Origin of the sequence: Devosia sp. 1566 (assembly GCF_004005995.1) — a bacterium.
GTDB lineage: Bacteria > Pseudomonadota > Alphaproteobacteria > Rhizobiales > Devosiaceae > Devosia.
The window spans coordinates 2398287-2420671 of the sequence record NZ_CP034767.1; the positions used below are offsets into that span (position 1 = coordinate 2398287).

23 protein-coding genes and 1 pseudogene are annotated in these 22385 nt (G+C 63.4%); 14 read left to right on the forward strand and 10 right to left on the reverse strand.

The genetic code is table 11. The features are described 5' to 3' along the window. On the forward strand, positions 1–1185 hold the full coding sequence (locus ELX51_RS11565) for an MFS transporter (protein WP_127753660.1): 1185 nt from the start codon (positions 1–3) through the stop codon (positions 1183–1185). A gap of 117 nt (positions 1186–1302) precedes the next feature. Here the strand turns inward: ELX51_RS11565 and ELX51_RS11570 are convergent, their stop codons facing one another. Beyond that, complete coding sequence (locus ELX51_RS11570) at positions 1303–1755, reverse strand: GatB/YqeY domain-containing protein (protein WP_127753661.1); 453 nt, start codon at positions 1753–1755, stop codon at positions 1303–1305. A gap of 135 nt (positions 1756–1890) precedes the next feature. Here ELX51_RS11570 and carA point away from each other — a divergent pair, with 135 nt between their 5' ends. The 3 genes from carA to ELX51_RS11585 are packed head-to-tail and all read left to right on the forward strand — an operon-like array spanning position 1891 to position 4158. Continuing rightward, positions 1891–3096, forward strand: coding sequence for a glutamine-hydrolyzing carbamoyl-phosphate synthase small subunit (gene carA / locus ELX51_RS11575; protein ID WP_127753662.1), 1206 nt, complete (start codon positions 1891–1893; stop codon positions 3094–3096). Between the two features lie 37 nt (positions 3097–3133). Then, positions 3134–3850 (forward strand): AzlC family ABC transporter permease, encoded by a 717-nt coding sequence (locus tag ELX51_RS11580; RefSeq protein WP_127753663.1) that lies wholly within the window; start codon positions 3134–3136, stop codon positions 3848–3850. Then, positions 3850–4158 (forward strand): AzlD family protein, encoded by a 309-nt coding sequence (locus ELX51_RS11585; protein ID WP_127753664.1) that lies wholly within the window; start codon positions 3850–3852, stop codon positions 4156–4158. Before ELX51_RS11580 ends, ELX51_RS11585 begins: the two co-directional genes overlap by 1 nt. A gap of 13 nt (positions 4159–4171) precedes the next feature. On the opposite strand, the gene ELX51_RS11590 is transcribed toward ELX51_RS11585, so the two are convergent. Together ELX51_RS11590 and ELX51_RS11595 are read right to left on the reverse strand one after the other, a co-directional pair. Then, on the reverse strand, positions 4172–4699 hold the full coding sequence (locus ELX51_RS11590; protein ID WP_248305102.1) for a cupin domain-containing protein: 528 nt from the start codon (positions 4697–4699) through the stop codon (positions 4172–4174). Further along, positions 4672–5601 (reverse strand): neutral zinc metallopeptidase, encoded by a 930-nt coding sequence (locus tag ELX51_RS11595; RefSeq protein ID WP_127753665.1) that lies wholly within the window; start codon positions 5599–5601, stop codon positions 4672–4674. Before ELX51_RS11595 ends, ELX51_RS11590 begins: the two co-directional genes overlap by 28 nt. 224 nt (positions 5602–5825) lie before the next feature. Between ELX51_RS11595 and ELX51_RS11600 the strand changes: the two are divergent. Beyond that, positions 5826–7804, forward strand: a pseudogene (locus ELX51_RS11600) (bifunctional 2',3'-cyclic-nucleotide 2'-phosphodiesterase/3'-nucleotidase). A gap of 58 nt (positions 7805–7862) precedes the next feature. Here the strand turns inward: ELX51_RS11600 and ELX51_RS11605 are convergent. Continuing rightward, entirely contained in the window at positions 7863–8066 is a 204-nt protein-coding gene (locus ELX51_RS11605; RefSeq protein WP_127753666.1) for a hypothetical protein, read from the reverse strand. A gap of 60 nt (positions 8067–8126) precedes the next feature. Continuing rightward, positions 8127–8519: a hypothetical protein gene (locus ELX51_RS20485; protein WP_348983114.1), complete on the reverse strand. Its 393-nt coding sequence runs from the start codon at positions 8517–8519 to the stop codon at positions 8127–8129. A gap of 153 nt (positions 8520–8672) precedes the next feature. Here ELX51_RS20485 and ELX51_RS11615 point away from each other — a divergent pair, with 153 nt between their 5' ends. Both ELX51_RS11615 and ELX51_RS11620 read left to right on the forward strand, forming a co-directional pair. Then, entirely contained in the window at positions 8673–9431 is a 759-nt protein-coding gene (locus tag ELX51_RS11615; protein ID WP_127753667.1) for an ABC transporter ATP-binding protein, read from the forward strand. Then, positions 9428–10960: a permease gene (locus ELX51_RS11620; RefSeq protein ID WP_127753668.1), complete on the forward strand. Its 1533-nt coding sequence runs from the start codon at positions 9428–9430 to the stop codon at positions 10958–10960. The genes ELX51_RS11615 and ELX51_RS11620 overlap by 4 nt, the downstream gene beginning before the upstream one ends. Before the next feature lie 3 nt (positions 10961–10963). On the opposite strand, the gene ELX51_RS11625 is transcribed toward ELX51_RS11620, so the two are convergent. Beyond that, a complete protein-coding gene (locus ELX51_RS11625; RefSeq protein ID WP_127753669.1) occupies positions 10964–11800 on the reverse strand; it encodes an aldo/keto reductase in 837 nt (278 codons plus the stop codon). Between the two features lie 97 nt (positions 11801–11897). Continuing rightward, a complete protein-coding gene (locus tag ELX51_RS11630) occupies positions 11898–12191 on the reverse strand; it encodes a hypothetical protein (protein WP_127753670.1) in 294 nt (97 codons plus the stop codon). A 144-nt stretch (positions 12192–12335) separates the two neighbouring features. Between ELX51_RS11630 and ELX51_RS11635 the strand changes: the two genes are divergently transcribed. Continuing rightward, the gene (locus ELX51_RS11635; protein WP_127753671.1) at positions 12336–12734 is read left to right on the forward strand and encodes a DUF2382 domain-containing protein; all 399 of its coding nucleotides are present in this window, start codon (positions 12336–12338) and stop codon (positions 12732–12734) included. After that, positions 12735–13751 (forward strand): YsnF/AvaK domain-containing protein, encoded by a 1017-nt coding sequence (locus ELX51_RS11640; RefSeq protein WP_127753672.1) that lies wholly within the window; start codon positions 12735–12737, stop codon positions 13749–13751. It abuts the gene before it with no gap. A 101-nt stretch (positions 13752–13852) separates the two neighbouring features. Here the strand turns inward: ELX51_RS11640 and ELX51_RS11645 are convergent, their stop codons facing one another. After that, positions 13853–14098, reverse strand: coding sequence for a hypothetical protein (locus ELX51_RS11645; RefSeq protein ID WP_127753673.1), 246 nt, complete (start codon positions 14096–14098; stop codon positions 13853–13855). 300 nt (positions 14099–14398) lie between these two features. Between ELX51_RS11645 and clpS the strand changes: the two genes are divergently transcribed. Both clpS and ELX51_RS11655 read left to right on the forward strand, forming a co-directional pair. Continuing rightward, positions 14399–14710, forward strand: coding sequence for an ATP-dependent Clp protease adapter ClpS (gene clpS / locus ELX51_RS11650; RefSeq protein ID WP_127753674.1), 312 nt, complete (start codon positions 14399–14401; stop codon positions 14708–14710). 2 nt (positions 14711–14712) lie between these two features. Continuing rightward, a complete protein-coding gene (locus tag ELX51_RS11655; protein WP_127753675.1) occupies positions 14713–14994 on the forward strand; it encodes a DUF2277 domain-containing protein in 282 nt (93 codons plus the stop codon). Here ELX51_RS11655 and ELX51_RS11660 read toward each other — a convergent pair. Together ELX51_RS11660 and motA are read right to left on the reverse strand one after the other, a co-directional pair. Continuing rightward, entirely contained in the window at positions 14991–15905 is a 915-nt protein-coding gene (locus ELX51_RS11660) for a flagellar motor protein MotB (RefSeq protein WP_127753676.1), read from the reverse strand. The genes ELX51_RS11655 and ELX51_RS11660 overlap by 4 nt on opposite strands. Before the next feature lie 12 nt (positions 15906–15917). After that, positions 15918–16778: a flagellar motor stator protein MotA gene (gene motA, locus ELX51_RS11665; protein WP_127753677.1), complete on the reverse strand. Its 861-nt coding sequence runs from the start codon at positions 16776–16778 to the stop codon at positions 15918–15920. Positions 16779–17250: 472 nt separating this feature from the next. Here motA and carB point away from each other — a divergent pair, with 472 nt between their 5' ends. The 3 genes from carB (at position 17251) to ELX51_RS11680 (ending at position 22371) form a co-directional block, all read left to right on the forward strand. Then, the gene (gene carB / locus ELX51_RS11670) at positions 17251–20562 is read left to right on the forward strand and encodes a carbamoyl-phosphate synthase large subunit (RefSeq protein ID WP_127753678.1); all 3312 of its coding nucleotides are present in this window, start codon (positions 17251–17253) and stop codon (positions 20560–20562) included. Between the two features lie 75 nt (positions 20563–20637). After that, entirely contained in the window at positions 20638–21405 is a 768-nt protein-coding gene (locus ELX51_RS11675) for an AAA family ATPase (protein WP_127753679.1), read from the forward strand. A gap of 177 nt (positions 21406–21582) precedes the next feature. After that, positions 21583–22371, forward strand: coding sequence for a phytanoyl-CoA dioxygenase family protein (locus ELX51_RS11680; protein ID WP_127753680.1), 789 nt, complete (start codon positions 21583–21585; stop codon positions 22369–22371). Positions 22372–22385 lie beyond the last annotated feature (14 nt).

The window sequence follows — 22385 nt, forward strand, 5'->3', positions numbered from 1 at the left end:
ATGTCGTTGCCGCTGCTCGCCCTGTTCCTTGCGGCATTTGCCTTCGGCACCGCCGAATTCGTCATCGCCGGCATTCTGCCTGATGTCGCCACCGATCTCGGCGTTTCGGTTCCGGTCGCCGGCTACCTCATCTCGGGCTACGCCATCGGCATCGCCATAGGTGGCCCCCTCCTTGCGCTCCTGACCAATCGCATGTCGCGCAAGACCCTGATCCTTCTTCTAGGCGCCGTGTTCACCCTGGGACAGGCGCTCTGCGCCATCGCGCCCAACTTCGAGCTCTTGATGGCGGCGCGGGTGATCGTCTCGGTCGTGCATGGCGCCTATTTCGGCATCGCCGCCGTGGTCGCAGTGACCTTGGTCGCGCCCGAACGGCGCGGCTTTGCCGTCGCCCTGATCCTGTCGGGCCTCACCGTCTCCAATATTCTTGGCGTGCCCGGCGGGACCGCGATCGGCAATGCCCTGGGCTGGCGCGCCACCTTCTGGACCGTGGGCGCTATCGGCTTTGTCGCCACGTTGGCGACCGCCTTTTTCCTGCCCGCCGCCCCCGGCGTTCAGGCCGCTGCGGGCAGTTTCAAGCGCGAGTTCCGGGCCCTCGGTCGGCAAGCCATTATCTGCTCGCTGCTGATCGTCGTTCTGGTGATGATCGGCCAATACAGCCTCTTCACCTTCATCGCCCCGCTCCTGCTCGAAGTTACCCAACTCGAACCTGGCGTCGTGCCGTGGGTGCTGCTGCTCTTCGGCATCGGCTCCACCATTGGCGTTTTCATCGGCGGCCGCCTCGCCGACTGGAAACTCATGCCATCGCTGATCGGCATCATGGTGCTGCAGGCCAGCGTTTATGCAGCCCTCTATCTCGCCAGCCCCGTCCCCTGGTTGATGGCCATCACGGTAATCGCTTGGGGCGGCGTCAACTTCGCCTTCGGCTCACCCGTGCAGTCCCGTATTCTCGCCTGGGCCGGCGATGCGCCCAATCTGGCCTCGGCGCTGGTGCCCACCGGCTTCAATATCGGCATTGCGATCGGCGCGGTGCTGGGCGGCACCTTGCTCGAGCACGACTTTGGCTACCGCAACCTCCCCCTGATCGGAGTCGCGGCGCTGCTGCTGGCGCTCGCCATTGCAGTTCTCTCCTATGCGTGGGAGCGCCACAGCGGTGACGTGCCACCCGGCGCGCCTGCCGCCGCCTAGGGAGTGCCGGGCGGACCTTTTTGAAGGGCTGCGGAACGCTGACGATGCTCTTTATTAGTCCGAAGCGGGCGGGCCGGACTGCGTCTAAGACCCCGCTGCCCGACACCGGCTGGTGGCCTAGGCCGACAGCGCAGCCTTGACCTTGCCGCTGGCTTTGCCGAAATCGATCCGGCCGGGATAGTCAGCCTTCAGCTGGGCGATGACCTTGCCCATGTCCTTGGGTCCCTCGGCGCCCGTAGCCGCAATCGCCGCCTTGATGGCGCTGTCCACCTCATCCTCCGTGAGTCCTTTGGGCAGGAACTCATTGAGAATATCGATTTCTTCCTTCTCCACCGTGGCCAAGTCCGCGCGTCCCGCCTGCGCATAGATGGCAAAGCTTTCTTCGCGCTGCTTGACCATCTTCTGAATGATGGCGAGCACTTCCTCATTGGTGGCCGGTCCGCGATTGTCCTGGCGGATCGCGATATCCTTGTCCTTGATCGCCGCACTGATCGCCCGGAGCGTGGCCGTACGGCGCTGGTCCCGGGCCTTGAGCGCAGTTTTCAGGGCTTCGCTGATGGTCTCGCGCACACTCGATCTCCTCTTGCCATGCAATTCTGCCGGCCCATATAGGCGTAAACAAAGCCGTGCGCCACTTGCGCGGTCCCGTGGCTCCTTCTAGAAGGAGACCTCAATCGACATTGCCAAGAACCCTGGAGGCCCACCGTGACCGGCTGGCAGCAATCCCCCGCGACCGCCCTTTTGATCCTTGCGGATGGTACCCGTCTTGAGGGGCGCGGAATCGGAGCCACGGGCCAGGCCGCCGGCGAAGTGTGCTTCAACACCGCCATGACCGGCTACCAGGAAGTGCTGACCGATCCCTCTTATGCCGGGCAGATCATCACCTTCACCTTCCCCCATATCGGCAATGTCGGCACCAACGACGAAGATATCGAGATGGTCAACCAGGCCGCCCTGTCGGGCGTGCGGGGCGTCGTGCTCAAGGCCGATATCACCAATCCTTCCAACTACCGGGCCGCTGAAAAGCTCGACGCCTGGCTCAAGAAGCGCAACATCATCGGCATTGCCGGTATCGACACGCGCGCCCTGACCGCCAAGATCCGCGAAGGCGGCATGCCCAATGGCGTGATCGCCCACCAGCCCGACGGCGCCTTTGACGATGCGGCCATTACCGCCGAACTCAATGCCTTCCCCGGCCTTGAAGGGCTCGACCTTGCCAAGGAAGTCACCACCGCCCAGACCTATCATTGGTCCGAGACCGGCTGGAAATGGGGCGAAGGCTATGCCGAAGTCACCGATCCATCCTTCCACATCGTCGCCATCGACTACGGCGCCAAGCGCAACATTCTGCGTTGCCTGGCCGATCAGGGTGCGCGCGTCACTGTCCTGCCTGCGACTGCAACGGCCGAGGATGTGATGGCTTACCAGCCGGACGGCATCTTCCTGTCCAACGGCCCCGGCGATCCCGCGGCGACCGGCGAATATGCCGTGCCCACCATCCAGAAGCTGATGGATACCGGCAAGCCGGTCTTTGGCATCTGCCTCGGCCACCAACTGCTTGGCCTGGCGCTTGGCGGCAAGACCTCCAAGATGCACCAGGGTCATCACGGCGCCAATCACCCGGTCAAGGACCTGACCACCGGCAAGGTCGAGATCACCTCGATGAACCACGGCTTTGCCGTGGATTCCGCGAGCCTGCCCGCCGGCGTGACCCAGACCCATATTTCCCTGTTCGATGGCTCCAATGCCGGCCTGGCGGTCGAGGGCAAGCCGATCTTTTCGGTACAATACCACCCCGAAGCCAGCCCCGGCCCGCGCGACAGCCATTACCTGTTCACGCGCTTTCTCAACCATGTGCGCGAGCAAAAAGGTGTGGCCCCCGAGCCCGAACACAAGCAGCCCGGCGTCTAAGGGTACCTAAGTCTCACGCGAGGAAGCGTTTCGCCTCATGAACCGTAGCGATTTCCTCGCGGGCCTGCGCAGTGGCTTTGTGGTGGCCGTCTCCTCGGCGCCGTTCGCGGTGCTGTTTGGCGCGGTAGCGGTCGACAATGGCCTGAGCGTTCTCGATGTCGGCTTGATGAGCGCCCTCGTTTTTGCGGGCGCCAGCCAGCTCGTTGGCATCGAGCTCTTCGGCAGCCACGTTCCAGCCTGGCTGATCGTCCTCTCCATCCTCGCGGTGAACTTTCGGCACGTGCTCTATTCGGCGGCGCTGGCGCCGATGTTCAGCCGCTACAGCCCCATGCAGCGGCTACTCGCTTTCTTTCTCCTCACCGATCCGCAATATGCCGACGCCATCCGGCGCTCCGAGACAAACCAGTCGCTCAGCTTCACCTGGTATCTCACCTTCGGCCTTGTGGTCTGGCTGCAATGGGTGGTGTTCTCCGTCCTTGGCGCCTGGTTCGGCGGCCTGCTCGGCGACCCCCGCACCTTCGCCATCGACGTGCTGCTGCCCATCTATTTCCTTGGTCTCGTGGTCACTTTTCGCCGGCGGACCGGCTTTTATCCGGTTGTGCTCGCCAGCATGACTGGTGCCGTGCTCGCCTATCACTTCGTCGGCTCCCCCTGGCATGTCAGCATCGGCGCAGTCCTCGGCATCCTAGTTGCCGTGCTGCTGCCCGCTCCGCTGGCGCAGGCCAGGTCTTCCGTAGCGCCGGAGGCTCACTGATGGGGGTCGATGCTGGAATGCTGGCGCTGATTGCAGCGGCGGCAGTGGCCACTTACCTGACCCGGATTGGCGGCTATGTGCTGATCACCCGGCTCCACACCATCCCGCCCCGCCTTCAGGCAGCGCTGGATGCCGTTCCGGCGGCCGTGCTGACAACCCTGTTCGCTCCGGCCTTCTTCAATGGCGGCTGGGACGTCAAACTCGCCCTGCTGGTCGCGGGCCTCGTGTCGCTGCGCTATCCCGGCCTCATCATGCTGTTTGCCGGCTGGGCTACCGCCATGGTCGCCCGGCACCTGCTCGGCCTTTAAGCACGCCCGGCGACTAGCGCCACCGGTCTACCAGTGCTCCAGTCTTGCCGGTCACCGGATCGCTTTCCGGCAGCGGCAGCTTGGCGATGGTTTCATCGGCCTTGGGTCGATCATCGGGCCGCCCGCGCAGCGTATCCCATTGCTCTTCGCCTGGTGGATAGGCGCCCACCACCATGAAGTCAGTGCTCGCCAGCATCCGCTGGTGCGCCACCCCCGCGGGGATCACCACCACGTCGCCCGCCTCCACCTTCACTTCGGCCCCGCTCGGTCCCCCCAGGCGCAGGGTTGCGTTGCCTTCAGCCACGCCAAGGCATTCATGCGCGTTGGAATGATAATGGTGGAACGTGAACACCGTGTCGCGCCATTTGGGCGGCCAGCCATTACGCTCGAACAGGCGCTCCAGCGCCGGCGCGCCGTCTTCGGGCTTGACCGCGCCACGATACACCAGCACCGGCAGCCGGCTATTGGGAAACACGCCATCGTCGGCCAGCAACAACTCTTCCAGTTCGCGCATCAGATGCGCGCCGAGAAAGTGTCGCAATCGGCCGGATCCCCCGAACGGTAACCGCGGTCAAACCAGTTGCGGCGCTGCTCGGATGTGCCGTGATTGAAGGTCTTGGGCACGACGAACCCCTGCGAGCGCATCTGCAGCGTATCATCCCCGATCTGCTCGGCCGCATTGAGCGCTTCTTCAAAGTCGCCCGTTTCCAGCAGGTTTTGCTGCCCCGCATAGTTTGCCCACACCCCGGCATAGCAATCGGCCTGCAATTCGATGCGCACCGAATAAGCATTGGCATCTTCCTGGCTCATGCTCTGCCGGCGCTGGTTGAATTCGGGGAGGATGCCGGTCAGGTTCTGCACATGGTGGCCAACTTCATGGGCCAGCACATAGGCCTGCGCAAAGTCGCCGGGCGCGCCAAACTGCCGGTGCAGCTGATCATAAAAGCTCAGATCGATATACACCCGTTGGTCGCCGGGACAATAAAACGGACCCGTGCTCGAATCGGCTGTGCCACAGGCGGTGTTGACCACATCGGTGAACAGGACGACGCGTGGCTCCACATATTCCGCGCCTTGGGCGGTGAACACCTCGGTCCAGAGATCCTCGGTTTCCTTGACCACCACGCCGACGAAATCGGCGAGTTCATCCTCGCCCTGCGTGGGCAGACTGCGCGACGAGCTTTGCGCCGGAACCCCGCCGGTGCTCGACCCGCCCGTGAGCATATCGAGCGGATTCTGCCCAGTCGCAAACCAGAGGATGCCCAGCACGACGATGGTGCCAAACAGCCCCAGGCCACCGCCCGTGCGGCCGCCCATGGGAATGCGAATACCACCGCCCCGTCCAAGCCCGCCCAGCCCGCCGCCACGACGGCCGCCAAAACCGCCGCCCTGCCCGCGCCGGTCCTCGATATTGGAGCTACGATTTCTTCCTTGCCACTTCATGCTGGATCCTTGCGCGAGGCGTAACAATGCCTGCCACCATAAGCCTTGGAGGAGGATGTGAGTTCCCCCGCGGCCCTGATGCGCCAAATTGACCCGCCCCGAGAGAAGGCCTAGCCTGCTCCTGCCGCTGTCATCGCAGCGTCACGGCGACACGGCAGACCACCCGAGTTCGACACCGCCCCCACGGGGGCACTCACTCCCAGAGCCGCAGTTCGGAGAACGCGATGAAGTTCAATCCCAGCATGTCCCGGCGTCATTTTCTCGCCGGCTCGGTTAGCATCGGCGCCCTCGCCGCCATGCACCCCTTTTCCAGCTTCGCCCAGGCCAATCAGGCCCATCTGCGCATTCTCCAGACCACGGACCTGCACGTAGCGGTGTTCCCCTACGACTATTATGCCGATGCGCCCAACGACACGATGGGCCTGGCCCGCACCGCGGCGATCATCGAGCAGATCCGTGCCGAGGCGGGTAACTCCATGCTGGTCGACAACGGCGACATTATCCAGGGCACGCCTATGGGCGATTACATCGCCTATGAAAAAGGCCTTGAGGGCAATGTGCACCCGATGATCGCGGCCATGAACACGCTGGGTTACGAAGCCGCCACCCTCGGCAACCACGAATTCAACTACGGCCTCGACTATCTCGACGCCGCCCTTTCGGGCGCCAACTTCCCCTTTGTATCAGCCAATCTGGTGCGCGGCACCACGCTGGGCGACGACCCCACAGCCGACGACACCTATATCGCGCCCTACCGCATCATCGAAAAACAGCTGACCGATGGCTCGGGCGCGGGCAAGACCATCCGCGTCGGCATCATCGGCTTCCTGCCGCCTCAGATCATGACCTGGGACTCGAGCCACCTCACCGGCAAGGTCGCCACGCGCGACATCGTGGAAACCGCCAAGGCCTATGTGCCGCGCATGCGCGCCGAAGGCGCCGACCTCATTGTGGCCCTCTCCCACTCCGGCATCGCCGAGGACAAGGGTCCGGGCTCGGAAAACGCTTCCCTGCAGTTGGCTGGTGTCGAGGGCATCGACGTGGTCCTCACCGGCCACCAGCACCTGGTGTTCCCCGGCCCCGACTTTGCCGACCTCCAAGGCGCCGACATCGAGGCCGGCACCCTCAACGGCAAGCCCGCCGTGATGCCGGGCTTCTGGGGCTCGCATATGGGTCTGATCGACCTGCTCCTCGAGCAGGACGCCGAGGGCAAATGGTCCGTCGTTTCCCACACCGCCGAAGCTCGACCGATCTTCGAACGCGTCGATGGCAAGGTCACCCCTCTGGTCGAGGACGAAGCGGAAGTCACCGCCGCTGCCCAGCAAGAGCATGAGGAAACCCTCGATTATATCCGCCGCCCTGTGGGCGAAACCTCAGCGCCCCTCCACTCCTATTTCGCCCTCGTGGCCGATGATCCATCCGTGCAGATCGTCTCCCAGCCCAGACCTGGTACATCGCCCAGATGATGAAGGGCACCGAATGGGAGGATTTGCCGATCCTCTCTGCCGCCGCCCCCTTCAAGTCTGGCGGTCGCGGCGGCCCCGACTACTATACCGACGTGCCGGTTGGCCCCGTCGCCATCAAGAACGTCGCCGATCTCTACCTTTATCCCAACACCATCCAGGCGCTCGTCATCACCGGCGCCGACGTCAAGAACTGGCTGGAGCGCTCCGCCGGCATCTTCAACCATGTGGAAAAGGGCGCGCAGGACGCCGAACTCATCAATCTCGATTTCCCCGCCTATAATTTCGACGTCATCGATGGCGTGACTTACAAGATCGACATCACCCAGCCCTCGCGCTTTTCCGCCGATGGCAAGCAGGAGCTCAATCCCGACGCCAACCGCATTGTCGACCTGCAGTTCAATGGCGCGCCCATCGATCCCGCGGCGCGCTTCGTGGTCGCCTCCAACAATTACCGCGCCGGCGGCGGCGGTACCTTCCCCGGCATTGGCGCCGACAAGATCGTCTTCAAGGGCCCCGACACCAATCGCGACCTCATCGTGCGCTACATCGTCGAAAACGGCACGATTGACCCTAAGGCGGACAGCAACTGGTCGCTCGCCCCGATCGGCGACACCACCGTCCTGTTTGCCACCGGCCCCAAGGCCGCCGAGCACGTCGCCGATGTCACCGCCGTCAAGGTCGAGCCCACCGGCGACAACAACGAAGACGGCTTCGGGCTGTACCGCATCACGCTCTGAACAAAACAAAGCGGGCGCCCCTGAAGGCGCCCGCTGCTGCATCTGGTGGTAACGGGGCTTACTGCCCGTCGGGAACCACATCGACGCTGACTGCTGGAACGTCCACATCGACTGTCCCGCCGCCACCGCCATTATTGTTGAAGAACACGAGGTAACCGATGGCGAGCAGCGCGAGCGCCACGATGATGCCGATCAACAAGCCGCTGCCACCGCCGCGGCTCCCGCGATCGACCACAACGGTTTCACGTTCGCGAATATCCATTTGTAACTCCTGCACTATGTTGTCGCCACAATGCGCGCGGCGCCAACTTGGTTCCGGAAGCTAGCTCTGCCGCTCGTTCGGTGAGGCCAGGGGCGCACGGCCCTTGTAACTCTCATCACGGCTATGCGCCTTACCCTCGACAACGGTGGTGCCGACCACGAAGTCACCCTCACCGGCGTTTTCTTCAGCGGCAACCGGCTCCTGATCCACCAGCGCATCTTCGATCTCGGTTTGCGGCCGGTCTTCGCCCGTGGCGAGTTCCTCGTGCCATTCGCCCTTGGCGTCCTGGTAAAGAATGGCCGCGGTGTCGCCGGCCAGTTGCTGCCGGTCGGCCGCAGCCACGGCCGCATCGAGCGCCAGCTCGTGGGTAGGATAAGCCTCGGAGAACACGTCCCCTACCTTGTAGGCGAACCCGCCATCATGCTCCACAACTTCATACTTCACTTCAGCCATTATAGAACCTCCTGGGTTGGGGTTTGAACACCCCTAGGGCCGGGTTGGTTGCCCGGCTCCAGCAAATGCCGCTTTGCCGAACATTAACTGCCCCCCTTCACGCCACCGCAACGCTCCCGGCGTTAAACCTGGCTTTGTCAGCCGGAGTTCGCCATGACCGCCGCCCCTGCCCTCGCCATTTCCGATCTGTCCAAATCCTTTGATCGTCCTGTGATCCAGCAGCTCGATCTCACCGTGCGGCCCGGCGAGTTCTACGCCCTGCTCGGTCCCAATGGCGCGGGCAAGACCACGATCCTGCGCATGGTGGCGGGACTGCTGCAGCCCGATAGCGGCGCCATTTCCATCTTCGGCATCGATGCGCGGCGAGACCCGGTGGCAGCCAAGCGCATCCTAGCCTGGGTCTCGGACGAGCCCATGGTTTATGACCGCCTCACCCCGCTGGAATATCTCGAATTCGTGGCCGGCCTTTGGCAGATCAACGCCTCCACCGCCCGTCGCAAGGCCCATGACCTGATCGACTGGCTCGGCCTCGCGCCCCACGCCAATCAGCTCTGCGGCAGCTTCTCCAAAGGCATGCTGCAAAAAGTCGCCCTTGCCGGCGCCCTCGTCCACGACCCGCGCCTCATCATCCTCGACGAACCGCTCACCGGACTCGACGCCGGCTCGGCACGCCAGGTCAAGGACGTGCTGCTGGGCAAGGTGCGCGAAGGCGTCACCGTCATCATGACTACCCACATTCTCGACGTCGCCGAACGCATGGCCGAGCGCATCGGGGTGATCAGCGGTGGCCGGCTCATTGCCGAAGGCACGCTTGCCGAGCTGCGCAGCCGGATCGGCGGAGCCAACCAAAGCCTCGAGGATATTTTCCTCGATCTGGTCGCGCGCAACGAACCGGATACCGCCGCTGCATGACCACAGCGCCCACATCCCTTTTCTGGTTTGCCCGCCACGAGCTCAAGCTCGCCTGGCGCGACTGGCTGGTCATGATGACCGGGGGCCAGACGGGTCGCCGGGTAGCGATTGTACTGTTCGGTATTTTTGCCGCCGTCCTCTTCCACCTCCTTGCTTATGGGCTGGTGCGCCCCTGGGTCGCGGCGGGCATCGTCCCCGACAAGCCAACGCTGGTGTTGCTGACCGGCACCGGCCTGCTGTTCTGGTCCGTCACGCTTTCCCAGGCCCTTGAGTCGATCACCCGCGTTTATTACGCGCGCTCCGACCTCGATCTGATCCTGTCCTCCCCCGCCTCCTCACGCCGCCTCTTTGCCGTTCGCACCGGCGCCGTTGCCATCACCACCGTGGCCCTCTCCGCCTTGCTCGCCAGCCCGCTCATCAACATGCTGGCCATGCTAGATGGCCCCCGCTGGCTCGCTGCCTATGGCCTTCTTCTCGCCGCGGGCGCGCTTTCCACCGCCATTGCCGTCGCCATCACCATGGCCTTGTTCCGCCTTGTGGGCGCTAAGCGAACCCGGCTGATCGCCCAGATCGTCGCCGCCATTATCGGCGCCGGCTTCATCATTGGCATCCAGGCGGTCGCGATCATTCACTACGGCAGTTTCTCGCGCTTCACCCTGTTCCAGTCTGCCGATCTGGTGAACGCCGCTCCGGCTCTCAACAGCCCCGTTTGGCTTCCCGCCCGCGCAGCCCTGGGGGACTGGGCGGCCGTGGCGCTGGCCGCAGCGATCAGCTTTGGTGCCCTCGCTGGCATGATCGCGCTTTCCGCCTCGAGCTTTGGGCGCCACGCCATTGCCGCGGCAGGTCTGGCCCATGTCCGCGCCGGCAGTGAGCCATCCCCGCCGCGTTTTCGCCCGATGACGCAAGCCCAGGCGCTGCGCCGCAAGGAATGGCGCCTTCTCAAGCGCGACCCCTGGCTCTTGTCGCAAACGCTGATGCAGATCCTTTACCTGCTGCCGCCAGCTCTTTTGCTCTGGATCAACTATGGCGACAGCGCCGGCGCCTATGTCGTGGCCGTGCCCGTTCTCGTGATGGCCGCGGGCCAGCTTGCCGGCGGGCTTGCCTGGCTCGCCATCTCGGGTGAGGACGCCCCTGACCTTGTGGCCACCGCGCCCATCGCGGCGCGCACGGTGCTGATCAGCAAGATCGAGGCCGTGCTCGCCGTCATTGCGATCATCCTCCTGCCACTGCTCGCCTTGCTGGCTTTGTCCTCGCCAGCCATGGCGGCCGTCACGGCGCTTTGCGCGGCCCTGTCCGCCGGCTCCGCCACGGCCATCCAGCTCTGGTTCCGCGTCACCGCCAAGCGCTCCATGTTCCGCCGCCGCCAGGTCGCCTCCCGCGCCGCCACCCTGTCGGAAGCCTTTGCTTCCATCATGTGGGCCGGCACGGGCGCGCTCATGGCGGCGGGCTCGCTCCTCGCAATTGGTCCCGCGCTCGTCGCCGTTTTTGTGCTGGGGCTGGCCAAGCTGCTCAGCCCCAGGCACGGCTAGTTCCTACCAGATCGCGTTATTGGTCGCCGGGTGGCCACCCGTCTTGCCATCTGGCCGGTCGAGCCCCGCAATCCGCTGCAGGTCTTCCCCGTCCAATTCGAAATCGAACACGTCGATATTGGCCCGGATGCGCTCCGGATGGGTAGACTTGGGAATGACGATAAAACCTTCCTGGATGTGCCAGCGTAAAATGGCCTGGGCTGGGCTCTTGCCGTGCTTCTCGGCAATCTCGGCGATTGTGGGGTTCTTGAGCGCCGCCCCGCTGCCCAGCGGGCTATAGCTCTCGATCGCAATGCGGTTCTTCACATGGAAATCCAGTACGTCGCGCTGCTGGTACTCGGGATGCACCTCGATCTGGTTGACCGCCGGGGTCACGCCCGTTTCCCCGATGATCCGCTCCAGATGCTCGGGCAGGAAGTTGGAAACCCCGATGCTCTTGATCAGGCCTTCTTTTTGCAGCTGCACAAAGGCCTTCCAGGCTTCGGGATACTTGTCCTGCCCCGGTACCGGCCAGTGGATCAAAAACAGATCGAGATAATCGAGCCCGAGCTTTTCGAGAGACCCATGGAAGCTCTTGATCGCTTTATCATAAGCCTGGTCCCGGGTGCGCAGCTTGGAAGTGATAAACAGCTCTTCGCGTCCGATGCCACTGTCCTTGATGGCGCGTCCCACGCCTTCCTCATTATTATAGCCCTGGGCCGTATCGATGGAGCGATACCCCGCCTGCAAGGCTTCGCTGACCGCTGCCTGCACTTCATTATTGGGCACCTGCCAGACCCCGAAGCCAAGCTGGGGAATGGAATTGCCATCATTGAGGGGAACATTGGGGACGCCGGCCATGCGAAAGCTCCTTGCGCAGGTTCAAACTCCCTGCCCAACGGCTCTCCGCTCCAAGAGTTCAGCGCCTGGGGATGATCTATCACCCAGGAGGCACCAGCTAGCCCTTAGCCTGCGTCGGCACGAGCTTGAGTTGCGGCCGGCGGGATGCATGGAACAACGTGATTTCGGCTTCGGCTTGCTCGTCGCTTTCGCCGCCAACCAGGCGGTACCCGAACCGCTCGGCCAGGGGGCGCAGTTGCTCGACGCACTCAGCCCGCACCCGCCGCTCGATCACCGGCTCGCCAAGAGCCATCAACACAACCGCCGCACCGATCTCTACACCCAGGTCGAACTCATCGTCCCGGCCCGGAAACCGTACCCGCACTCCATCTAGCACCTCGATCTGGCGCATCCACGAACTCCTACTAACACTCGATCATCACTCTGACGTGGTGAAAGCCATGTTAACAAAACCGTGCCCGCCCGGCACTTCACAATTGGGAACCAAGCCTGAATCCGCCCGTTCCCTTGGCCTCGACACAGCGGCGGAACAGCAATGACAGACGCCCAAGATACCCTGCAGGTCGTTGACGAGTTTTCGACCATTCGTAAGCAGGACGTGGTCACCGGCAAGGTCCGGGTTAGCACCAAGACTGAGCTCGTGGAGGACGTGGTTTCGGCCATGCTCGACCGCCAGGATGTTGAAGTGACCCGCGTCCCGCGTGGGATCGAGATCGCCGAGGCCCCCCCAATCCGAACCGAAGGGGATACCACCATCATCCCCGTCGTTGAGGAGGTTCTCGTGGTCGAAAAGCGCCTGGTGCTCAAGGAGGAGCTTCATCTGCGCCGTTCTGTATCGCGTGAGCACGTCGAATTACCGATCACCCTGCGCAAGCAGCACGCGGTGGTTGAAAGAAGTGAAACGGACCAACCCAACATCGAAGAGGAACAATAAATGAGCCAGTTTTCCGCAACCGGCGCCGAGCGCACGCTTTCGGCATTTTTCGACTCCCGCAGCGAAGCTGATCGCGCTGTCGAGCGGCTGATTGACGCGGGCATCTCGCGCGACAATGTTCGCCTTGTGCCTGGCTACGAGAATGACGAACCTGTGCAGAATCGCGAAGAAACCCACCGCGGCTTCTTTGCCTCGTTGGCTGATTTCTTCATGCCCGACGAGGACCGCTACACCTATGCCGAGGGCCTGAGCCGCGGCGGTTATCTGGTGACCGTCAGCGATCTGGATTCAACGAACCACGATACCGCTCTCGACATCCTGGATGACGAAGGGGCCATCGATCTGGACGAGCGCGAGGAAAGCTGGCGCACGGAAGGCTGGACCGGTTACACGACCGATTATTCCGGCACTGCCCGCCGCGCCGCCGACTCCACCAATAGCTCCGGCGGCACTCTGGGTGCAGGCACCACCAGCGGCAGCACGCTGGGCGCGAGCGGCGTAGGCGCCACCACCACCTCGGACATTGCCGGCTCGACTGGCAGCGCGGGCTACGCCTCGACTAGCCAGGGCCAGACAACCTCCACCTCGGGTGCCGGTTATACCGATCGCACGACCTCCGAGTTCGGTACTGATGAAGTGATCCCGGTGGTTGAGGAAGAACTGCGCGTTGGCAAGCGTGACGTCAATCTGGGTCGGGTCCGCGTCCGCTCCTATGTTCGCGAGGAACCCGTCAGCGCCAATGTGAACCTCTATGAGGAGCGCGTGACCATCGAGCGTCGCCCCGTGGATCGTGCTTTGGGCGCCGGCGACGCCGCCTTCCAGGATCGCACCATCGAGGCCGAGGAGCACGCCGAAGAAGCTGTGGTCGACAAGCAGGCTCGCGTTACCGAGGAAATCTCCCTGCGCAAGGAGGGAGCCAGCCGCGAGGAAACCATCAGCGACACCGTGCGCAAGACCGAAGTGGAAGTCGAGGACGACCGCAATACCGGCCTTGGCGACCGCAAGACCAGCATCTAGCCCAAGGCTTGATGCCATACCGGCCCCGCTCTTTGGAGCGGGGCTTTTTCATGCCTGCGCTCTCCGGGCCGCTCCGCCACCGGCGGCAGCCCGGTCGTCGGTTAGCCCTGCGCGCGCGCCAGTGGATAACCTTCCGCATAATACAGATCACGAATATCGCTGCCTTCGAAGCGCTGCTCGTCGACTTCGAGCAACGAGCCACGCAGCAATTCCGCTGGCATCTCTTCGATGGCGTAGCGGAGCGCCTCGGCGGCCGAAGTGAAGCGCTGGTAACGCACCTGGCGAGATTTGTAGAAGCTCTTGCTAGGGTAAAGTTCGGCCGCGGCATTGTAGTTGAAACTGGACATGGGCACCTGCCTGGGGATCAAGATGGACGGGCAGCACGGGCTCAAAAGCGCGGCGCTGCGGGGAGTCGCAAGTCTCGGGGATCGCCAAGCAACCGGCAGGACCGGGAGGATCAGGTAGCCAATTGGCCGAAAACATACCGCTCATATATGCTCTTCCGCAGGGCTAATTACAAGGCGCCGCCCTGGCCGCGCCTTCGCCTTAGCTCTGCAGCCCTTGCCCAGCGCCCCTCCTGCTCCGCCAGCAGATGTGCTAGAATTTGGCGGCGCTCCAGGCACCATCACCACCAGGGAGGCTTGCTCATGGCTGGAACCAACACCGACTCAAAGCCTCGCGTCGAGACGCGCCAGAAAACTGCCCGCCCGCCCTTGCACAAGGTCATCCTCGTCAATGACGATTTCACGCCGCGCGAATTCGTCGTGCGGCTGCTCAAGGCCGAATTCCGCGTGCCCGAAGCCCAGGCCCTTGGCATCATGCTGACGGCCCACACCAAGGGGTCGTGCGTGGTTGCCGTGTTCACCAAGGAGATCGCGGAGGAAAAGGCCAACCGGGCCACCGAAACGGCCCGCAGCAAGGGCTACCCGCTGCTGTTCACCACCGAGCCGGAGGAATAAACATGTGCCGCAACATCAAGCCGCTGTTCAATTTCGAGCCGCCCGCGAGCGGCAACGAGATCCACGACGCCGCGCTCCAGTTCGTGCGCAAGGTTTCGGGCTTTACGGCGCCATCAAAGGCTAACGAGGCCGCTTTCCATGAGGCCGTCGAAGCCATCGAGCGCAATCTGCGCCACCTGCTGCAGTCGCTCGAGACCGCAGCCCCGCCCAAGGATCGGGAGATCGAAGCCGCCAAGGCGCGGGCTCGCAATCGCGAGCGCTACGGCAGCGCTTCAGCCAACTAGAAGCTTAAGCCGGCCGGCACCGGCGGGGCTTGGTTGAGCACGACGATTTTGATCCGCTCATTGGCCGCCTGATAGGGGTCGTTGGGAAAGAACGGATCGGCACTCGCCCTGCCGCTCACAGCGCTCACCCGGTCATCGGAGAGCCCGAACTCGCCCAACAGCCCCCGCACCACATTGGCCCGATCGCTCGAAAGCTCCCAGGAGCCATAGCGCGGATTGACATATGTGCCACCCGCCGCCGTGTGGCCCGAGATCGTGATCTGGCTCGAAAGCTTCTGCAAAATCGGCCCTAGCGCAGCAATCGCCTGGCGCGCCGGCTCGGTGGGGTATTTCGATCCTTCGGGGAACATGGGCGTCCCTTCCTGGTCGATGATCTGGATGTCGAGGCCGTCCTCGGTCGCTTCCACCAGCAGATTATCGGCGATCTCCGTGATATCGGGCAGCGCCTGCCAGGCCTGGCGGATGCTGGCCGCAGCGCTGTGAAAGGCCTGGACTGTGTTCAAGTCCTTGGGCGCAACGCCAGTGGTAGTTTCGGTTGCGCCGGTCTCGCCCTTGATCCCCTCGGTTCCCGCTTCCTGGCTGCCCGCGCGCGTGCTTGCGGGGGAAGTAGCCGCCTCCTGCTGGTCCTTGAGCGAAGTGCCGGCCATCTTGGCGCCAGCGGCGTCAAGCGCCGTGCCCCCCAGTAAGCCCCCCGCCCCGCTCGTCGTCGGCGCAATGCTCGGCGGGGCGAAATAATCCGCCAGGCCTTCCTTCTGCTCCGGCGTCGTCATGCTGATCAGCCAGAGCAGCAAGAAGAACGCCATCATTGCCGTCACGAAATCGGCATAGGCGATCTTCCAAGCCCCGCCATGATGGGCGTGGGCCGCCTTCTTGACCTTCTTGATGATGATGGGCTGATTATACTGGGCCATGGCGTTCTACTCTTATGCCGCGGCCAGGTTTGCCGTTGCCGCATCGACCTCTTCAAAACTCGGGCGGTCTTCCGACAGCAGCGCCTTGCGCGCAAATTCGATCGCCATCACCGGCACCTGCCCCGATATATGGGCGAGCAGGCCGACCTTGAGCGACAGGAAGTATTTCGATTCCGCCTGGTAGATATTGTTGAGCGACTGGGCGAAGGGCGCAAAGAACCCATAGGCGACGAACACGCCAAAGAACGTGCCCACCAGCGCGCCGCCGATCATGTGGCCCAAAACTTCGGGCGGCTCGCTGATCGCGCCCATCGTGTGGATCACGCCCAGCACCGCCGCCACGATCCCGAGCGCCGGCGTACCATCGGCCAGCGCCTGCATGGCGCCCACGATCCGATATTGCTCCTGATGGTGGGTCTCCAGCTCCTCATCCATCAGGGCTTCCATCTCATGGACATTATTGGACCCGAGCGTCACCATGCGCAGATAGTCGCACACGAACTCCACCGCATGGTGGTTGTTGGCAAAGGTCGGGAAACGCTTGAACAGCTCCGATTCATGCGGGTTTTCGATATGCGGCTCGAGCGCCAGGATGCCCTTGGCCTGCACCAGCTTGAACAGCGTGAACTGCATGCCCAGCAGCTCGACATAAGCGGCCTTGTTGTATTTTGGGCCTTTGAACAGCGTCGCAAAAGCCCCCAGCGTGCCCTTGATCACCGGCCCGGTATTGCCGATCACGAAGGCCCCGATCGCGGCCCCCAGGATGATGATGAATTCAAAGGGCTGCCACAGCACCGCAAAATGCCCGCCCACGCCGGCATAGCCGCCCATGACGCAGCCGACCACGATCAGAATACCGACAAGAAGGCGCATGCAGCATACACTCGCTTTGAAGGCCGCCCTCGCGCCGCGAACTTTGCCGCTGCTGCCGGATCTGCCCACTTGAACTCACGGGCGCCGCGATCCTGGCTCCCCAGCCGCACTATTGGCCAAGTCCACTTAACATGCCGTGTATTTGCCGCATTTGCGCAACACCGCAGCCAAACCCCAGCGGCAGCGCGGTTTTTACCCCGCCCGGGCAAGGCGCCCCGCGTCAGTTCCCCGCGTTATGCAGAGCTGCCACCCCCTTCCCTTTCCCCACCATCTCGGCTAGACAGCCCACCTAACCACCATGTCTGGAATCTGACCCCGCGCGCGCAGCGCTGCCGCCGCGCGAGTTTGCCACGACAGGTGCTGTCCGGGCGATTCCCTCCTTCTCGCCGGGCTCTCGGAGCGTTGCCGGAAAAGTGGTTCTCACTTTTGCTCGGCAGCGCGCCACTACGACGTGAACAGTTGAGCGAGCACCATGCCAAAACGTACCGATATCAAATCGATCCTCATCATCGGTGCCGGCCCGATCATCATCGGCCAGGCCTGCGAGTTCGACTATTCAGGCACCCAGGCCTGCAAGGCGCTGAAGGAAGAGGGCTACCGGATCATTCTGGTCAATTCCAATCCGGCCACGATCATGACCGACCCGGACCTGGCCGACGCGACCTATATGGAGCCGATCACCCCCGAAGTGGTCGCCAAGATCATCGAAAAAGAGCGCCCCGATGCGCTCCTGCCCACCATGGGCGGCCAGACCGCCCTCAATTGCGCGCTTTCGCTGCGCAAGATGGGCGTGCTCGAAAAGTTCGGCGTCGAGATGATCGGCGCCACCGCCGAGGCCATCGACAAGGCCGAGGACCGTGAACTCTTCCGCGACGCCATGAAGAAGATCGGGCTGGAAACCCCACGCTCCATGCTGGCGCACAACACCATCGAAGCGCTCCAGGCGCTTGAAGTGATTGGCCTGCCCGCCATCATCCGCCCGTCCTTCACCCTGGGCGGCACCGGCGGCGGCATCGCCTATAACCGCGAAGAATATCTTGCCATCGTCGAGTCCGGCGTCGACGCCTCGCCCACCAACGAAGTGCTGGTCGAAGAATCGGTGCTGGGCTGGAAAGAATACGAGATGGAGGTTGTCCGCGACAAAAAGGACAACTGCATCATCATCTGCTCGATCGAGAACATTGATCCCATGGGCGTGCATACCGGCGACTCCATCACTGTCGCCCCGGCCCTGACCCTGACCGACAAGGAATACCAGATCATGCGCGACGCCTCGCTGGCGGTGCTGCGCGAGATCGGCGTCGAAACCGGCGGCTCCAACGTTCAGTTCGGCATCAACCCGGCTGACGGCCGCATGGTTGTCATCGAGATGAACCCGCGCGTGTCGCGCTCCTCCGCCCTCGCCTCCAAGGCGACCGGCTTCCCCATCGCCAAGGTCGCGGCGCGCCTCGCCGTCGGCTACACGCTCGATGAGCTCGACAACGACATCACCGGCGGCGCGACCCCGGCGTCCTTTGAGCCCACCATCGACTATGTCGTCACCAAGATCCCGCGCTTTGCCTTTGAGAAATTCCCCGGCGCCGACAACCGCCTGACCACCTCGATGAAGTCGGTTGGCGAGGCCATGGCCATCGGCCGCACCTTCCAGGAATCGCTGCAAAAGGCGCTGCGCTCGCTCGAAACCGGCCTCACGGGCCTCAACGAGATCGGCATTCCCGGTCTTGGCGAAGGCGAAGACAAGAACGCCATCAAGGCCGCTCTCGGCACGCCAACGCCCAACCGGCTCCTCCATGTCGCCGAAGCCATGCGGCTGGGCACCAGCCTTGAGGACATTCACGCCGCCTGCAAGATCGATCCCTGGTTCCTCGAGCAGATGCAGGGGATCGTGGATACCGAAGCCAAGGTCAAGCAGTTCGGCCTACCCCAGGACGCCGCGACCCTGCGCTCGCTCAAGGCGATGGGCTTTTCCGATGCGCGGCTGGCTCAACTCGCCGGCGTAAAAACCACGGATGTGCGCAAGCTGCGCCAGTCACTTGCCGTGCGCCCGGTCTACAAGCGCATCGACACTTCGGCCGCCGAGTTCGCGTCCCCAACCGCCTATATGTACTCGACCTATGAGGCACCTTTTGCCGGTGAGCCCGCCGACGAAGCCCGTCCCACCGATCGCAAGAAGGTCGTCATCCTCGGCGGCGGCCCCAACCGCATCGGCCAAGGCATCGAGTTCGATTATTGCTGCTGCCATGCCGCCTTCGCGCTCGGTGAGGCCGGCTACGAGACCATCATGGTCAACTGCAATCCCGAAACCGTCTCGACCGACTACGACACCTCCGACCGCCTCTATTTCGAGCCGCTGACCGAAGAAGACGTCATCGAGATCCTGCTCACCGAAAAGCAGAACGGCACGCTCCATGGCGTGATCGTGCAGTTCGGCGGCCAGACCCCGCTCAACCTCGCTGAAGCCGTGCTCAAGGCTGGTGTGCCCATCCTCGGCACTCAGCCCGACGCCATCGATCTGGCCGAAGACCGTGACCTCTTCTCCAAGCTCCTCAACAAGCTCGAATTGACTCAACCCAAGAACGGCATCGCCTATAGCCTTGAACAGGCTCGCCTTGTTGCCGAGCGCCTGGGCTATCCGCTGGTGATCCGCCCTTCCTATGTGCTGGGTGGCCGCGCCATGGCGATCGTTCACTCTGCCAGCGAATTCGAGCGCTATGTGCAGGATACCCTGACCGGTCTCGTGCCGCCCGATATCCTGCAGCGCTACCCCAATGACCGCACCGGCCAGATCAATTCTGTCCTGTCCGACAACCCGCTGCTGTTTGATGCCTACCTGTCCGGCGCCACCGAAATCGACGTCGACGCCCTTTGCGATGGCAAGGACGTCTTCGTCGCCGGCATCATGGAGCATATCGAGGAAGCGGGCATCCACTCGGGCGACTCTGCCTGCTCGCTGCCGCCGCAAAATCTCTCCCCCGAGATCATGGACGAGCTCAAGCGGCAGACCCGCGAACTCGCCTTTGCCCTCAAGGTGGGTGGCCTGATGAACGTGCAATATGCCCTCAAGGACGGTGTCATCTACCTCCTCGAAGTCAATCCGCGCGCTTCGCGCACCGTGCCCTTCGTGGCCAAGGTGATTGGCCAGCCCATCGCCAAGATCGCCTCGCGCATCATGGCCGGTGAAAGCCTGGCGAGCTTCAATCTCAAGGAAAAGACCTTCAAGCACATCGCCGTCAAGGAAGCCGTGTTCCCCTTCAGCCGCTTCCCGGGCGTCGATACCGTGCTCGGGCCGGAGATGAAGTCGACCGGCGAAGTGATTGGCCTCGACTACGATTTCGCCATGGCTTTCGCCAAGTCGCAGATGGGTGCGGGCTCCAAGGTCCCCACCAGTGGCGCCGCCTTCATCTCGGTGCGCGATGACGACAAGGAGTTGATCATCGACACCGCCCGCCATCTCGAGCAGGCTGGTTTCACCATCCTCGCCACCGGCGGCACCCAGCGTTATCTGGTGGAAAACGGCATTGCCGCCACCAAGATCAACAAGGTGCTCGAAGGGCGCCCGCATATTGTGGATCTGATGAAGAATGGCGGCGTGCAGCTGGTGATCAACACCACCGACGGCATGAAGTCGATCTCCGACAGCCGCGACATCCGCCGCACCGCGCTCTACGCCAAGATCCCCTATTACACCACGATCGATGGGGCGATGGCGGCTGTGCAGGGTATCCTCGCTTATCGCGACGGCAACCTTCAGGTCCGCCCGCTGCAGGACTACTTCGCCCACTAGATTGGTCAGGAGCCAAAGTTTCGCCATCTGGCGAAGCTTTCCTGCCCATCCAACCAAAGCTCAAGGGAGGCGGTCTTGGCCCGTCAAAGCCGGCAAACCCGCCTCCCCGCTCCCTTCCTCAAGCGCCTCTGGCGCCTCCCCGATTGGGGTACCCGCTCCGGCTATCCCTTCAACCTCCCCTGGTTGCAGGATCCCGACTGGAGCCTTGAGTTCACCACCCCCATCACCATCATCGTGGGCGAAAACGGCACCGGCAAATCCACCCTGGTGGAGGCCATCGCGGCGATGAGCGGCTATGACGAAGCCGGCGGCGGCAAGGGCTATATGCCGGTCGATCACTCCGCCGCGCTCGACCGCAGCGGCGCCCTACTCACCGACGTGCTCCGCGCCTCCTGGCTGCCCAAGGTCACCAATGGCTGGTTCTTTCGCGCCGAGTCGTTTTATTCCGTCGCCCGCTATCTCGATGCCGCAGCCATCGACGCCGGTGGCGCGGCCCCGGACTACCTGTCGCAAAGCCATGGCGAGGGCTTTGTTGATTTCTTTGAAAGCCGCATGACCCGCCAGGGCATCTATTTCCTCGACGAGCCCGAAAGCGCCCTCTCGCCCCAGCGCCAGCGCGAATTGCTGCGGCTACTCCATCGCCTGGGCCAGAACGCCACGGCCCAGATCATCATGGCCACCCACTCGCCCCTGCTGATGGCGCTCCCCGGCGCCACCCTTCTCGAAATCACTCGCGATGGCCTTGCCCCGGTGCGGCTCAGGGATACGCGCCACTTCCGGCTTTACCGTGATTTCACCGCCGACCCCAAGGGTTGGATCGCCGAAGTGCTGGAAGACCTCTAGCCTGGCGCCCGCTTGCACTCGGCGCCGCTTTTGCTATCCTTCGCCCATCATGATGATGATCCGGTCCAACAAGTTCGCCGTGTTCCTCCGCGCCTGATCGGCGCCTCCTGAGGCACACACTGGCGGCCCAGCCGCCTCCAGGCCGCCGTGCGGCCACGCGAACTCATGGACATCTCAATGCCCGAAACTTCCAACGCGCTCACACCAGCGCAGATCACGGCTTTCATCACCGACGGCTTTGTGCGGATCGATAATGCCTTTCCCGCCGACCTCGCCGCCGGGGCCCGAGCCATCCTCTGGGCCGCCACCGGCTGCAATCCCGATGATCCCGCTACCTGGACCAAACCGGTAATCCGGCTCGGCGAGTTCTCCCAGCCGCCGTTCCGCGAAGCCGTCAACACGCCAACACTGAGGGCCGCCTATAACCAGCTCGTCGGCCCCGGTCGCTGGTTGCCACGGGGCGGCCTCGGCACCTTCCCGGTCCGCTTCCCCAATCCCCAGGATGAGGGCGACACCGGCTGGCACATCGATGCGAGCTTTGGCGACGACAACCCGGACTTCCTCGAATGGCGCGCCAACATCAACTCGCGCGGCCGTGCGCTCTTGATGTTGTTCCTGTTCTCCGATGTCGGGGCGGACGATGCCCCCACCCGCATTCGCCCGGGCTCGCATCTCGAAGTCGCCCGTTATCTGGCTCCGGCTGGGGAAGACGGACGCAGCTTGCGCGACATGCTGACGGACCGGCCTGACTGGTTCGACACCGGTCGCGAGGCCCTCGCCACAGGTCCCGCGGGCACGGTTTATCTGTGCCACCCGTTCCTCGTCCACGCCGCCCAGATCCACCGCGGCAAAACGGTCAAGTTCATGGCCCAGCCGCCACTCCTGCCCGCCGAACCCCTCCAGCTCGAGCGGGCAGACAACAACTACTCCCCGGTGGAAAGGGCCATCCGCCTGGCCTTGGGGTGAAAATCAAAGGGGCG